Origin of the sequence: Acinetobacter nectaris CIP 110549, assembly GCF_000488215.1 — a bacterium.
GTDB lineage: Bacteria > Pseudomonadota > Gammaproteobacteria > Pseudomonadales > Moraxellaceae > Acinetobacter > Acinetobacter nectaris.
In genome coordinates this window covers 62496-76693 of record NZ_KI530736.1, presented here as the reverse complement: position 1 = coordinate 76693, position 14198 = coordinate 62496, and the positions used below count along the sequence as shown (strand labels likewise).

The 14198-nt window shown below is 34.8% G+C and carries 11 protein-coding genes and 1 pseudogene; 8 read left to right on the top strand and 4 right to left on the bottom strand.

Annotated features, from left to right (window positions below; all coding sequences use genetic code 11):
• The first annotated feature begins 16 nt into the window (after positions 1-16).
• The 5 genes and pseudogenes from eda (at position 17) to P256_RS13415 (ending at position 4957) form a co-directional block, all read left to right on the top strand.
• A complete protein-coding gene (gene eda / locus P256_RS12080) occupies positions 17-646 on the top strand; it encodes a bifunctional 4-hydroxy-2-oxoglutarate aldolase/2-dehydro-3-deoxy-phosphogluconate aldolase (protein ID WP_023273976.1) in 630 nt (209 codons plus the stop codon).
• Positions 647-772: 126 nt separating this feature from the next.
• Entirely contained in the window at positions 773-1285 is a 513-nt protein-coding gene (locus P256_RS12075; protein WP_023273975.1) for a gluconokinase, read from the top strand.
• A gap of 386 nt (positions 1286-1671) precedes the next feature.
• Positions 1672-3054: a GntP family permease gene (locus tag P256_RS12070; RefSeq protein WP_023273974.1), complete on the top strand. Its 1383-nt coding sequence runs from the start codon at positions 1672-1674 to the stop codon at positions 3052-3054.
• Positions 3055-3063: 9 nt separating this feature from the next.
• Positions 3064-3822 (top strand): glucose 1-dehydrogenase, encoded by a 759-nt coding sequence (locus tag P256_RS12065; RefSeq protein ID WP_023273973.1) that lies wholly within the window; start codon positions 3064-3066, stop codon positions 3820-3822.
• 305 nt (positions 3823-4127) lie between these two features.
• A pseudogene (locus P256_RS13415) lies at positions 4128-4957 on the top strand (IS982 family transposase).
• Positions 4958-4975: 18 nt separating this feature from the next.
• On the opposite strand, the gene P256_RS12055 reads toward P256_RS13415, so the two are convergent.
• From P256_RS12055 to P256_RS12040, 4 genes are all read right to left on the bottom strand, one after another.
• Complete coding sequence (locus P256_RS12055; RefSeq protein WP_023273971.1) at positions 4976-5932, bottom strand: Csu type fimbrial protein; 957 nt, start codon at positions 5930-5932, stop codon at positions 4976-4978.
• Positions 5933-6093: 161 nt separating this feature from the next.
• Entirely contained in the window at positions 6094-8523 is a 2430-nt protein-coding gene (locus P256_RS12050) for a fimbria/pilus outer membrane usher protein (protein WP_023273970.1), read from the bottom strand.
• Positions 8524-9222, bottom strand: a complete 699-nt coding sequence (locus P256_RS12045; protein ID WP_023273969.1) for a fimbrial biogenesis chaperone — start codon at positions 9220-9222, stop codon at positions 8524-8526.
• A gap of 13 nt (positions 9223-9235) precedes the next feature.
• Positions 9236-9751, bottom strand: a complete 516-nt coding sequence (locus P256_RS12040) for a Csu type fimbrial protein (RefSeq protein ID WP_023273968.1) — start codon at positions 9749-9751, stop codon at positions 9236-9238.
• Between the two features lie 1848 nt (positions 9752-11599).
• Between P256_RS12040 and P256_RS12035 the strand changes: the two genes are divergently transcribed.
• The 3 genes from P256_RS12035 to P256_RS12025 all read left to right on the top strand — a co-directional run bounded on the left by P256_RS12035 (position 11600) and on the right by P256_RS12025 (position 14196).
• Positions 11600-12601, top strand: a complete 1002-nt coding sequence (locus P256_RS12035) for a thiamine pyrophosphate-dependent dehydrogenase E1 component subunit alpha (RefSeq protein ID WP_023273966.1) — start codon at positions 11600-11602, stop codon at positions 12599-12601.
• A gap of 10 nt (positions 12602-12611) precedes the next feature.
• Positions 12612-13625, top strand: a complete 1014-nt coding sequence (locus tag P256_RS12030; protein WP_023273965.1) for an alpha-ketoacid dehydrogenase subunit beta — start codon at positions 12612-12614, stop codon at positions 13623-13625.
• 127 nt (positions 13626-13752) lie between these two features.
• The gene (locus tag P256_RS12025; protein WP_023273964.1) at positions 13753-14196 is read left to right on the top strand and encodes a GlcG/HbpS family heme-binding protein; all 444 of its coding nucleotides are present in this window, start codon (positions 13753-13755) and stop codon (positions 14194-14196) included.
• The last annotated feature ends 2 nt before the right edge of the window (positions 14197-14198 follow it).

Here is a 14198-nt window from a genome sequence, read left to right as displayed (position 1 = left end):
ATAATAGGAATACCTAATGATTCAAATTAAAGATATTGTTCAATTAGGACCAGTCGTTCCTGTACTGGCATTTGATTCAGCAGAACAAGGCGAGCATGTTTCACGTGCTCTACATGCTGGTGGTGTAAAAGTTCTCGAAATTACTTTACGTACAGCTGCTGGGCTTGCTGCTATTGAGCGTGCTAGCCAATTGGCTGATGATATTGTGGTGGGTGTTGGTACGATTACTAAGCCAGAACAGTGTATTCAAGCCAAAAAAGCGGGTGCTCAATTCGGTGTATCTCCTGGTTTAACTGAAGACTTACATTTAGCTGCGCAAGATGCTGGCTTACCTTTGCTACCAGGTGTAATGACACCAAGTGATTTAATCCAAGCCATTGAGTTAGGTTATGAAATTGTGAAGTTCTTTCCTGCACAACAAGCAGGTGGTATCGCAATGCTTCAGGCATTTTATGGTCCATTCCCTAACTTACGTTTTTGCCCAACGGGTGGAATCACAGCGGAAACAGCACCAGATTTTTTAAAGCAACCGAATGTTGTATGTGTTGGTGGCTCGTGGTTAACACCAAAAAGTGTAGTTGCTTCACAAGATTGGGTAGAAATTACATGTCTAGCTGAAATAGCAAGTCAATTACATCTCAAGTAACTACGAATTTTAAAGCTATCAAGTGTTATATCAACAAGATCAACGGATTTTGATCTTACTTAAAAAATAGGTGTCTCGTGTCATATCTATATTTCACGCGAAGACTGAACTAAAAGGGAAGTATCCATGATTGTGATCGCAATGGGTGTCTGTGGAACAGGAAAAACGCTAATTGGCGAGTTATTATCAGCACATTTAGCGTGTGAGTTTATTGATGGTGATACTTACCATTCTGCTATGAATAAAAGTAAGATGAGCCAAGGTATTCCTTTAACGGATGAAGACCGGTTCCCTTGGTTACAAACTATTCGTAATGTAATAGAAGATAAGCAAAGAAAGGGTGAAACAGCAGTATTTACTTGCTCTTCACTCAAGCGCTCGTATCGCGATATTTTACGTGGTAATGATAAAAATGTGCTGTTTGTCTACTTAAAGGGCTCATATGAATTATTAAAGCATCGTCTTGCGGAGCGAAAAGACCATTTTTTTGATCCATCTCTATTGCAAACACAACTCGATACATTGGAAGAGCCAGACGAGAGTGAAGCGATTGTTATTGATATTAAATTCACACCAAAACAGATTGTTGAACAGATCAGCCAAAAATTAGAGACTACTTACGATTTAGCCAAGTTTTAAGCCTTTTTCAACGATAAAGAACTTCCGTAGCTAATATTTAAGAAAATTAAGTATTAGCTACGGAGTATTTAAAGCATGCCTTACATGATTAGATTATTTTTATTAAAAATTAGTTACTTAGTTTGATTATATTCAAGGTAAAAAGTCTAATTTTCTACAAAATTTTGATAAATCAATTATGGTTTATGGCTATCATTAAATTTAGAAATATAGCTGAAATATTTTTTAAAGTTTCATCAAAACTAAACTGAATAAGTTTTTATAAAAAAGCCTATTTAAAAGAAAAAGGAATTTTCTTTATGGTGCTTATGAACAGCATCATGTATTAAGCATCAACCACAGACACATTTATGACTGTGGTCGCGTCGTTCAATGGAGAATTTGAAATGGAAGGCTGGACGCAAACATTAGGAACCCTCCCTTTATTGGGTATTGCAGCTGGAGCCATTGTGCTCATCCTTTTTATGGTCATCAAGCTGAAGTTACATGCTTTTTTGGTACTTATCTTTGTATCTCTACTCACAGCAATCACTACTGGCATCCCACTCAAAAATATTTCTGAAGTTCTTGTTACAAGTTTCAGTGGCACGCTAGGTCACATCGCATTGCTCGTTGGGCTTGGTGCTATGCTCGGTAGTTTAGTCGAATCTAGCGGTGGAGCACGTATCCTTGCTGATAAAATGGTGAGCATATTTGGTGAGAAACGTGCACCTTTCGCACTTGGTATTGCTTCATTGATTATGGGTTTTCCTATTTTCTTCGACGCAGGTCTTATTGTTATGCTTCCAATCGTATTCGCTGTTGCAAGACGTCTTGGTGGCAATAACTTAGTGTTGTATGGTCTCACCTCTGCATCTGCACTTTCTGTCATGCATATTTTCTTACCGCCACACCCAGGTCCGATTACAGCAACTGCGACTTATGGCGCTAACCTAGGCATTGTGCTTATACTCGGTTTAATCGTAGTTCTTCCAACTTGGTATCTTTCAGGTTACCTATGGGCAAAATTTATTAATAAACGTATCCCTTTACCTGTTCTAGCCCTCTTCGGCAGTCCTGCAGATGATGTTGAACCAACTAATCCCCCATCAGCTGCAACTGTTATTGGCATCATTGCTATCCCATTAATACTCATTTTCATGAACACAGGCCTCACTGCTCTCATTTCAGCAGGTATGCTTAATGGCAGTCACACTTGGGTACGTGCTCTAACCTTAATGGGTACAAGCGAAATTGCGCTTCTTATTGCTCTTATGGTTGCTATGTTTGTACTTGGGACTCGTCGTGGTCTACATGGCAGTGCTCTTGAAAAAGTCGTAGACCGCTCACTTGGACCTATATGCTCGGTGGTATTGATCACTGGTGCAGGAGGTATGTTTGGTGGTGTTCTTCGTGCATCAGGAATAGGTACAGCACTCGCTGATAGCCTTAATGGCCTTGGTCTGCCTTTAATTTTCGCAGCTTACTTAATTGCTCTCATTCTACGTGTTGCTCAAGGTTCTGCAACCGTTGCACTCGTAACCACTGCTGGGCTACTCGGGTCTGCTATAGCAGGAGCTGGTTTCTCACCAGTTGAACTCGCTTGTATCACGATGGCAACAGCTGCAGGATCTGTATTTGCAGGTCATGTCAATGATGGTGGATTCTGGCTTATGGGGCGTTTGATGGGTATGGATGTTAAGAACACATTAAAAACTTGGACTATGCAACAGGCTTTAGAATCAGTTATCGGCTTCGCTTTCATACTTATAATTTACGCAATTTTTTAAGGAGTTTTTATGTTTGATCTCAGCAATAAACTTGCTCTTGTGACGGGGTCGTCTAGAGGCCTTGGTAACACTTTGGCAGGTGCACTGGCATCTGCTGGAGCACGCGTTATTTTACATGGTCGTGACTCAAAATCACTCGACAGTGCTGCCATAGAGTGGGAAAAGTCTCATGGCATACGACCAGATACAGTTTTGTTTGATGTACAAGATGCAGCGGGTGTTGAAGCAGCAGTCAAAGATCTTATTGAAAAGTTTGGCACACCCGATATTTTAGTGAATAATGCTGGAATTCAGCGACGCTCACCGTTTGCAGAGTTCTCAATTTCAGATTGGGATGACATTATCGCAACGAATCTATCTAGTGTTTTTTATGTATCTCGCTTTATTGTACCTCATATGATACATAGAGGCTCAGGTAAAATTATCAACATTGCATCTGTGCAGTCAGAGCTAGGACGTCAAACAATTGCCCCATATGCTGCGAGTAAGGGTGGCGTTGCTCTGCTAACACGAGGAATGACGGCTGACCTTGCTCGTCATAATATTCAGGTCAATACTTTATCCCCAGGTTATTTTGCAACCGATATGAATAGTGCTCTTGTTGCTGATAAGAATTTCACAACATGGCTTGAACAGAGAACACCAGCAGGGCGATGGGGACGTCCTGAAGAGCTAGCAGGGGCATTAGTATTTCTTGCTTCATCAGCAAGCGACTTCATCACAGGACAAAATCTATTCGTAGATGGTGGTATGACAGCAGTCGTTTAGTTAAGCGGGCTATATTTACTCATTTCTATGAAATGAAGATGTACTATTAACACTAAAAGTACTCAAATTCTTATTGAGAAAGTTACTTGCATTAAATTACATAATTTATAAATTCTCCAAAAAACTAAAAAGCTAGCATATATCGATGCTAGCTTTTTTATGCACGAGCTCGTCATATTATTATAGTAAAATGGACTAAAAAAAATACGTAACCAATCCGAATCTGTCTTAAGGAATAAGATTGAAAAAAGCTAGAGCTAGAGCCATGAGTTGAGTTACCACACTAACAAACAGCCCTAGTCCTGATGAATGATATTACAGCTTTATTCTGTACAACTGATGATTTCTTTTTAAAATTTGAATCGGTTTATTGGAAATACCTCAAACAGGTAAAAGCTCGTATAAGACTTAGATCCACAAACTTGAGCCTGTCTGAAATTATTCTAATTGCCATATGGTACAAGACCTCACACTTCAATAATTTTAAAGCATTTTATACTTCTCTAAGTCACAATTACTCTAATCTATTTAGATACTTACATTGCTATCAGCGCATGATCAACCTAATCAATATGCATCAGCTTGCAATACATGCCTTACATTTTACTTTGATGAAAGACAGACAGAATTAATGCCTGTGGATTGATTCAACCACTCTGCCTGTGTGTAAGAATCAGCGTATACAACGTCATAAATCCCTAAGTGATATTGCAACAAGAGGGAAAAGTTCAATGGGCTGGTTTTTGGGTTGCAAACTACATGTAGTGATGAATGCAGAAGGTGAGATGGTCAATACTATTTTATCCAATGGACACGTTGCTGATATTAAAATGGTTGAATAGCTTGTGATAGGATTACATACTAAACTCTATGCAGATCGAGGTTATCTCAGTCAAAACCTTAAAAGTAGACTGAAAGAGTAGAATATTGATCTGATTACCTATCATCGCAAAAACATGCAATTCATTGAATTGTATCAAACAGATGAATATCACTTGAAGCAATCCAACATCCTGCTTAAATACCATCTAGTGACGATTAAGGTACATAGTATTGAGTGCCATATCGCATGATATATATATACATCTCTATGTGTGCTTATCAACTTATTCAAATCATGACCTTTATGGTTTAATAAGTAGGATTCAAGCTATTAATAATTTACATTTACAATAACATTATCTGTATATGTAGCAGGTATACTAGCTATTTTCTGGTGGTTTGGAATACGCCCATAAACAACATTTGTCTGTGCTGTACCAATACCTATATTTGAAATACCATTAAGGCTATCCCAAACTGTAGAGTAATTACTATCTTGATAAAGCTGATATGGAATATAGTTTCCATTATTAGCCATTTGTCTATATGAGTTAGGAATTCTACTATTACCATCACCTAAATAAATTGTATATGGTGTTCCAGAATTGCATATTGTTGAAATAGCTCCTTGAGCATCATAATTCTTTGAACTTGTTCCTATATCAAAGATATTTCCAAAATTGATATCTGATGTTGAACTTATTTGACATAAAGGAGGAACAATATAATCTGCCGTAAGGTTAATTGTACCTTGCTCATAAGGTGTCATATCTGAACAAGATAAAAATCCAAATAAACTCGTCCCCGTATACCAATTGAGTGTCAATGTACCTATATAGCTTCCTATAGGATAAGCAATTAATGAATTAGAGTTAGCCGGCACTGTAACTGTTATGGAGTATTTATATATATTTCTTCTATAAGAGTTTGGATCAGCAGAAAACTGACTCCAAATAGAGGAGTTAAGTGTTGTAGAGTCACCACCACTAAAGGACGCATTTACAGTATATGGAAATGAGTTACCCCTATTAGTAGATGTATTCGAGTTAAAGTTAGCCTGCAGACACATATTATTAAAAATAATAGAGGGTGTACATCTAATTTCACCTTGATAATTAATACTAGCATCCTGTGTAATAGTCGCAGCATTATAATTATAGGTTTTTATTGTCTTACCTACGGTAGAGCATGATGCATGTACATGCGCAGAAATAATCAAAAAAGATAATGATATAAATATATTGAAAAAAATTAACTTTAAGTAATTTTTTTTTGCATTATCTATCATTGGGAGCATATCATTCTATCTTAAGCTAATTCAAAAACATTTAAACGAGAAATTAATAATATAATAAATTCTAAAATATATTGAAAAATTCTATTTAAATTATAATTAAAAATTAAATAAAACCCAAGTTAAAATATCATGCCATACCAATACTAGCTATATTATTTACACATATATGTACCTAACATATTAAATAATTTTTTTGATTTAGCATAAGAAAACTCTATAGTACACTCTCCTTTATCTAATAAATCGACAAGTAAAATATTATTTTTTTGTATATTCTCCAAGAAAACTTGGCCATCATAACCAACTATTGCACTATCTTTTCCATTAACTAACACAGCATACCCTGGGGCAATTACCCTCCCAGATTTATCTATGATCTTAATCAATCCTTTAGCTGATTCATGAGCACCAAAATCAAGGTTTACGCCCTGTTTATAGCCAATTATTGTACTTTTTTCTGTAGAATTTAATGACCAATCTAAAGGTAAATTAGTAGGATCAATATAAATAAATTGTGTTTGATACGGATTTAGATTCGTAATTAGAAACTTACCTTTAGCATCTGTTTGACCTAAATTAACACCACCATTTAATACCTGACTTTTAGGGCCAGCATTATTCACTATAGCAAAGCCATTACCAATTTGATTAGCAAAAAATATTTTCCTTGAAGCCGCAATAACAGACCCTGATAAAGATACTGCTACCTGCCGATTGTTATTATTTTCTGCGTATGTTCCTGCAATTGTATTGTAATTTCCCATGTAAGAGCCATATAAAGAGCTATCATAAGATGCTCCATTACTTTCAATAGCCCCTCCACCTGAAAAAGCCCCAACTCTATTATTACTGATATTAGAGCCAGAAAATTCTTGTCTATAGCTTACTGTATTATCATTTAAGGTTGTACTTGTAGTAGCATTAAACTTCATACTAGGACTGTATCTTACTGCTAAAAAAGCACTATTATTTTTTTTAGTAAGCCCTGTATATCCTGATAAGTAGAAACTCCAATTTTGACTCATATTTCCATTTAGATTCATTGATAATAATTGGTTTATAGAGTTATCAGAGCTAATTTGATTATAGCCAAGTGTCAGGGAGTAATTTGGTATGGGTGAGTAACTAATCCCAGCCCGAAGTATCTTTTGTGCAAAAGCAGTTGATTTAAAACTATCAGTATTTTTCTGGTATTTTTGCTCTGAAACATAGGCTAAATTTGCATATTTATTTAACGTTTCCTGATAACTTGTATTAAAAGTCATTGTTGGACTAATTTGGCTGTCTATACCAATTTGAGCAAGTCCCCCAAAGTTATTTTTGTAATGACTCATAGCTATAGATGTATTAAATACACTACGTCCTAAAAACTTTGTTATGCCTCCCATACCCAAATTAATCAATCCATCTGTTGATACCTCACTCCCACCACTAAGGGTAATAAGTGGATTATAGCCATATCTAAAAGATCCAGAAGAAAGAACCGTATGTGCGTTATAATTATTAGACAATAATCCATAGTTATATCTCGGTATACCTACATCCACCGAAAACTCTTTTATTTCAGTATTTAATAATTTAGCAGAATAATAATATGGCTCTTTTTTTATAACCTGATGGCCTGTTTCATCTGTCGTTACTAATGTTACTTCATTCCCAGATATATAAGGAATTTGCTTAATATCAAATCTACCTGAAGGAACATTACCTGAAAAAATTCTTTGTTGATTTACATATAAATCTAAAGTTGATGGTAGAACAGCAGATCCCGAAAAGCTAGGCATCGCTGTTGTAATAATATCAGGTCTTTGGGAATATGCACTTGACCATTGGAATCCAGCTAGTCTCGTACTAGAGCCCCAATCTGTTGTATTTGAATTAAAATCTCCAATGGTATATTGACTAATTTTGGTTGGATTAATATGTTGCCACTTAGTATCTAGGCGAATAAAGTGCTGGAGTTGACTATCTTTGGTACTATTACTATATAGAAACCCTGTATTCAAATTTCCTGAATTTGTACTATATGTAATATCTTGATTTGATGTTAAAGCATAGTGATGATTAAAATAATTTGTATATATATTATAGTTTAATATTAAAGCATTTATTGTATTTATATTTTCAAAATTCTTAGAAACGTTATTAGTTTCTAAATCAAATGTATAGGTACTCAATTGATCAGGAGATGCTTTAATAAAAAGTGATTGCTCATTAGGACTATAAGAAAAACTTATACCTTCTATACTATCTAAAGGTATAAGCTCATTATCTGCAATAGATGAATTAATAAGTAATCTAAGCAAGCGTAGATCCTGTGCTCGTATATAGAGTTTCCCTGCACGATCTTGTTTTACAGCTATTAAATCTTTATAGGCAGCTTGATTAACGAAAATACTTAAAAATAATAGTGTTCTAGTATCATCATTCTTTTTAGATACTAAAGAAGCTACTCCACTAGGCGGAACTGTAGGTACTATAGCATCAGTACTATCTATAAAACTGTCTGCATAACCTCTATGATCTAAACTAGATAATAATAGGAAGTATATGAAGACTTTCTTCGCACTATATTGCACCATCTACAGAGTAACTAATTTTCCATTTAACAATATTGATAATGTATATTTATGACCATTAGATGGATTAATAGACTTCCCAATTGCATAACTTCTCATCTGTTTGGCTAGGATGTAACCATTAACTGTATTTACTTGAATCGGATATGACGTATGAGTCGTTGTATCATTAATTACTAGACTTCCCATTAATACATGCCTTCCCCCAATATTTTGTAATACTAGATATGAGTTATTATTCTCTTGTTGAATACTCCAATGAATTTCAGCAATAGCATCGGGATTAGTGATAAATAAAGGCAAAGAAGATCGGAGTAAAACATTTAGCCCTTGACCAACTTTTCTACTATCTATTGCTTTTGGTAATTCATCTATTAGAATACGGTAGGATTCTTCTTGTGATACTGCAGTTGGCATAAGTCTAACAACACGAATATTATAAGAAGCGTGTGGTGCTACATTCACAAAAGGAGGGCTAACAACCATATCATCCGTTTCTTTTAAAGTATCTTGCCCATTTTCCTGTGTCCATTTAAAGATTCGGACTTGCAAGTTACTTTCATCGCTCCCTTGATTATATAGACTAATCGATGTAGCAGGTTGCTCTCCAACGAGTTGGAGAGTTACAGGAGAAAAACGTATTGAACCAGCATACGCCTGACCTGCTAGTAATAAAAATATAATTATACTAAATAACTTCATTACAGTATTTCGATCAGTAAGTTATTGTCATGGTAACTGTATCTGCATAACTGCCTGCACTTGGGATAGGCGTTCCAGCAGCAATTAATCCATAAACATTTAGACTCTGTAAGTCTCCTGTACCCGTTCCTGTTAAGTCCTTTGTACCTATACCAATTGCTTTTGAATAACCTGAATCAGAATATAGACTGTAAGGAATAAATTCACTTTTTCCATTTCCCATTCTACGTTGTGATTGAGACGAGTTCTGACCACCATCTAAGCTTACTTGCCAAGCTGTTGAGTTGTTACATAAGACACTGATTTGTGTACCACCAGTAGATGTATCACGCTTAAAATCTTTAGTTAGAGAGTCAATTTGTCCGAAATTAAGAGCAGCATTTGTAGGAGTACCAGTAGGACTGGTATTAATCATACAAGTTGGCACAACAGTTGCACTTACATTTAGAGTTCCTGTAGCAGACCCTGCATACGAATGAACAGCAATACAAGAACCCAAACTGATAATACAAGATATTGTTTTTTTCATAGTTATTCTCTACTAAGTTCTATACAACATGAATAAAAATATATTTTTATAAAGTTATATAAAATAATTGATGGATGGTATTTTACGCTTAAATATTAAACTAAAAACATTAAATGTATATTTAAATTTAAGTAATTTTTGAATTATTTAATCTAAATATTTCTTATATTTCCTAAATAACAATTAAATGAAAGCAAATAAAATAAATTATTTTAATTTTTGACTCCTATGATTGGTTCTCTTCAATTTGAAAATTTAGAAAAATGTCTTTTATTTTGCATACAAGCAGTCAAGCGAGATAGCCGTTCTCCCAATTCTAAGCCCTTCTTTATAGTCATATATTCAACACTCGGAAGAATTTCTGGATGTAAGAGTCTCTCAACTAATTCTAGTAAAATAAAATTTTTCAAATGTTTAGATAACTATCTCTGAATAATTAGCTGCAAGACTTTTACAAGACAACCCCAAACCATACAAGCTCATTTTTTTTAATACATCGATATAATATGGAAGTTCCCACTTTCCAAATATAATCTGTATAAAATGAATCATAGGACAGTGGTATAGTTTAACCTTATTATTAAATTACAAAAACTTACAATAGAAAATATTTTTAAATGACTTAAGTCAAATATTATGAGAAATAGGTATACAAGTGATTACTTTCTATATTTTTATAAATAACAATACTTTATTATTTTTAAATAGAGTATTAAGTTAATACGCTTAAAACCTAAACCTATACTAATTACTGGTGCAGCATCAGGAATAGGAAAAGCAAGCGTAGAAGCATGTTCAAAATAAGGTACAACAGGCATTCATTTTGGGAAGAAATAAAAAAAGAGCTCATAGCCTGTAAAAGAAATGGAGAAAATATAGTATAGGACTTATCAGTGATGCTAATAATTTAGGTGATCAACAAAAGTTAATACAAAAAATTAGGAATGTAACAAGCAAACTTGATGCTATATATTTTAATGCTAGAGATGTAACACATGCCTCATTGGAACAGTGGATTAGTTTTCTTTTTGATCAGATTTTTAATATAAATATTAAGGATGAATTCCTTTATTAGTCAGGAATAGTTCTATCATTTTTTGCGGCTCTAGGTCTAATCTATATATTGGCTTAGCACAACGTAGCATTTATGCTCAAGCAAGTCAGCTTTACATTCTCTTGTAAAAAAATTATCTAGTCAGATTTAACCTACTTTCTCTTAACCCAATACAGACAGTCGCTTTGATAAATTAGGACTAAACAGTTATAAAAAAATAGCTTATAAAAGAAATTAAGCAATTAGTCCCTATAAAACAAAAACGCTTAGGACTCCATCATAAAATAGCTCATGCTGTAATTTTTTAGCTTCTGATGAACCACAATTCATGCTAGGCACAGAATTACTTATAGATGAAAACGTTGCAAATCTATAGTAAATAAATAGCCTTTATCTAATTTCTTCATTTCAAATAAAAATCTAAGGTCTTAGGCACGCATATTATTTTTATGTAAGCCTAAGGCTGAAACTTTCAGTGCAATAAAACAACTTCTATTCATATATTTTTAGAAAAAAACATTATTTGGGATGAGTATTAAATCATAAATTTTTCACTATAAAACATGCCTTACTCTTAATGTACCCTAATCCCAAAAAACAACAATTCACTTAGTTATACGCCATAAAACACAACATATATTTGATATTGTCAAATATTGAGTAGATTCATTTACCTCAATACGTCTTTTATATAAATTAAGCCAAAAGCAAATGGGCACAGTATATATCAAGACAATATATTTTTAAGCTATTGATATATATTTATTTTTTAATGTTGGTTTGAGGTTTCATGTATGACTCAGTCAAAAAAAGATGCATCTTCTACTCCTTTTGAAGTTTCAAAAGATCTTATGCTTGAAGCATATAGAAGTATGCGAACAATACGTGAGTTTGAAGATCGGTTACATACTGAATATAAAACAGGAACCGTTCCCGGATTTGCACATTTATATGCTGGACAGGAAGCTACAGCCGTAGGAATTATGTCTCATTTAGATGATGAAGACCAAATTGCAAGTACTCACCGAGGTCATGGCCACTGTATTGCAAAAGGTGTTGATGTCATTGCAATGATGAAGGAAATCTATGGCAAGCAAGGCGGCGTATGTAATGGTAAAGGTGGCTCTATGCATATTGCGGATTTAAGCAAAGGTATGATGGGAGCAAATGGTATTTTAGGTGCTGGCTCACCTTTAGCATGTGGTGCTGCACTTGCTGCAAAACTTAAAGGAAATCATAAAATTGCCGTAAGTTTTGGTGGTGATGGAGGTATGAACCAAGGTGCTGTTCTAGAAAGTATGAACCTTGCAACCGTTTGGAACTTACCCATTCTCTTTGTTGTAGAAAACAATGATTACGCACAATCTACACCTCAACAAGCAACAACTTCCGTACAAAGCTATGAAGATCGTGCAAAAGGCTTTGGTATGCCTAGTCTCACTATTGATGGCCTAGATTTTTTCAAAGTTTATGATGAAGTTGGAAAGATTATTGAAAAAATGCGTACTAATGGTGGTCCTGCACTTATCGAATGTAAGAGCGTACGTTTCTACGGTCACTTTGAAGGAGACCAACAAGCCTATCGCCCTAAAGGTGAAGTTGAAGATGCTAGAGAAAATAAAGACTGTTTAGATATTTTTATTAAACAAGCACTTCAAAAAGGTCTTAGTCAACAAGATTTGAATGCCATTGATAGTGAAGTTAAAGAGCTTATAGAAACAGCTGTTATTGAAGCGAAAAAAGCGCCTTCTCCAAATCCTGAAGAACTATTTACAGATGTATATGTGAGCTATTAAGGAAAAGAATATGTCTAGAAAACTTAGTATGAAACTAGCGATTAACGAAGCGCTAGACCAAGAAATGACTCGTGACTCACAAATGATTTTAATGGGTCAAGATACAGCAGGTGGTATTGGTACAGATGGTGAAAGTGATTGCTGGGGCGGTGTGTTAGGTGTAACAAAAGGTCTATATAGCAAACATGGTAATCGTGTCATAGATGTTCCACCTACTGAATTAGCCTATATTGGTGCAGCCGTTGGTGCTTCTACTTTCGGCATTCGTACAGTTGCAGAAGTACCTTTTATCGACTTTATGGGTGTGTGTTTAGACCAGCTTATTAACCAAGCAGGAAAACTTAAATACATGTTTGGTGGAAAAGCTGAAGTACCTGTAGTTATTCGAACAATGGTTGGTGCAGGAATCAATGGCGCTGCTCAGCACTCACAAATGCTTACACCTATGTTCACTCACTTTCCTGGGCTAAAAGTAATCTGTGCAAGCAATGCTTATGATGCCAAAGGTCTTCTTATTCAGGCAATTAGAGATAATGACCCTGTTATATTCTGTGAACATAAAAATCTTTATGAAATGGAAACTGATGTTCCAGAGAATGACTACACAATTCCTTTAGGTAAAGCAAATATTGTTCGTGAAGGAAGTGACCTTTCAATTGTAACTTATGGACAAATGGTTCATCGTTCACTAGAGGCTGCTGAGCAACTAGAAAAAGAAGGTTTTTCTGTAGAAGTTGTCGACTTAAGAACACTTTCTCCATTGGATATAGATACTGTTTTAAGTTCGGTAAATAAGACTGGTCGCTTGTTAGCTGTAGATGAAGCATACCCTCGTTGTAACATTGCAACGGACATCATTGCTCAGGTTACTGAAAAAACTTTTGGTATTTTAAAATCAGCACCTCAAATGATCAGTGCTCCACATACACCTGTACCTTTTTCGCCCGAATTGGAAAAATTATATATTCCAAGCGTAAGTAAGATTTACGAAACTGCGAAAAAATCTATTGAGTGGAATAAATAATTAGAACTGGGTGCTTTTATGCTTTGCGTATAAAAGCACTCATCTCACCATCTTAAATTTTCTTTGTTATCTAAGATAAAACTTTATTTAATTTTTTATATTGCGATGCGTATCTGAGGTTTCTTAAATGAATAAAATAAATAGACAGTACAAATCTATTATACAAATAGATTTAGTGGAAGCGAATCAATTAATTGAGTCAGCAATGGAAGAAAGTAACCAACTTGGGTTAAATATTGCAGTTGCTATTGTGGATACGGGCGGACATTTAATTGCCTTTAATCGTTCGGAAAATGCAGGCTTTCTTACTGTAGATGCTGCGATTAATAAAGCATGGACTGCAAGCTCTTTTGGTCATCCTACACATACTTGGAATGAGTTATTTAATGATTCTAAATTAGCCCCTCTTTCCAATATACCAAGAATGCTAGCCGTAGGTGGCGGATATCCTATTATTCATGATGAAAAGATTATAGGCGCTATTGGTATTTCTGGTGGCAGTTATACAGAGGATCAGCATATTGCAGAGTATGCACTTAAAAATTTGAATAATAATATAAAAGATATTTAAAA

Bases quoted from the DNA above. Each gene is read 5' to 3' on its own strand.
- eda (WP_023273976.1), top strand. From the start codon at position 17: ATGATTCAAATTAAAGATATTGTTCAATTAGGACCAGTCGTTCCTGTA.
- P256_RS12075 (WP_023273975.1), top strand. From the start codon at position 773: ATGATTGTGATCGCAATGGGTGTCTGTGGAACAGGAAAAACGCTAATT.
- P256_RS12070 (WP_023273974.1), top strand. From the start codon at position 1,672: ATGGAAGGCTGGACGCAAACATTAGGAACCCTCCCTTTATTGGGTATT.
- P256_RS12065 (WP_023273973.1), top strand. From the start codon at position 3,064: ATGTTTGATCTCAGCAATAAACTTGCTCTTGTGACGGGGTCGTCTAGA.
- P256_RS12055 (WP_023273971.1), bottom strand. From the start codon at position 5,932: ATGATAGATAATGCAAAAAAAAATTACTTAAAGTTAATTTTTTTCAAT.
- P256_RS12050 (WP_023273970.1), bottom strand. From the start codon at position 8,523: ATGGTGCAATATAGTGCGAAGAAAGTCTTCATATACTTCCTATTATTA.
- P256_RS12045 (WP_023273969.1), bottom strand. From the start codon at position 9,222: ATGAAGTTATTTAGTATAATTATATTTTTATTACTAGCAGGTCAGGCG.
- P256_RS12040 (WP_023273968.1), bottom strand. From the start codon at position 9,751: ATGAAAAAAACAATATCTTGTATTATCAGTTTGGGTTCTTGTATTGCT.
- P256_RS12035 (WP_023273966.1), top strand. From the start codon at position 11,600: ATGACTCAGTCAAAAAAAGATGCATCTTCTACTCCTTTTGAAGTTTCA.
- P256_RS12030 (WP_023273965.1), top strand. From the start codon at position 12,612: ATGTCTAGAAAACTTAGTATGAAACTAGCGATTAACGAAGCGCTAGAC.
- P256_RS12025 (WP_023273964.1), top strand. From the start codon at position 13,753: ATGAATAAAATAAATAGACAGTACAAATCTATTATACAAATAGATTTA.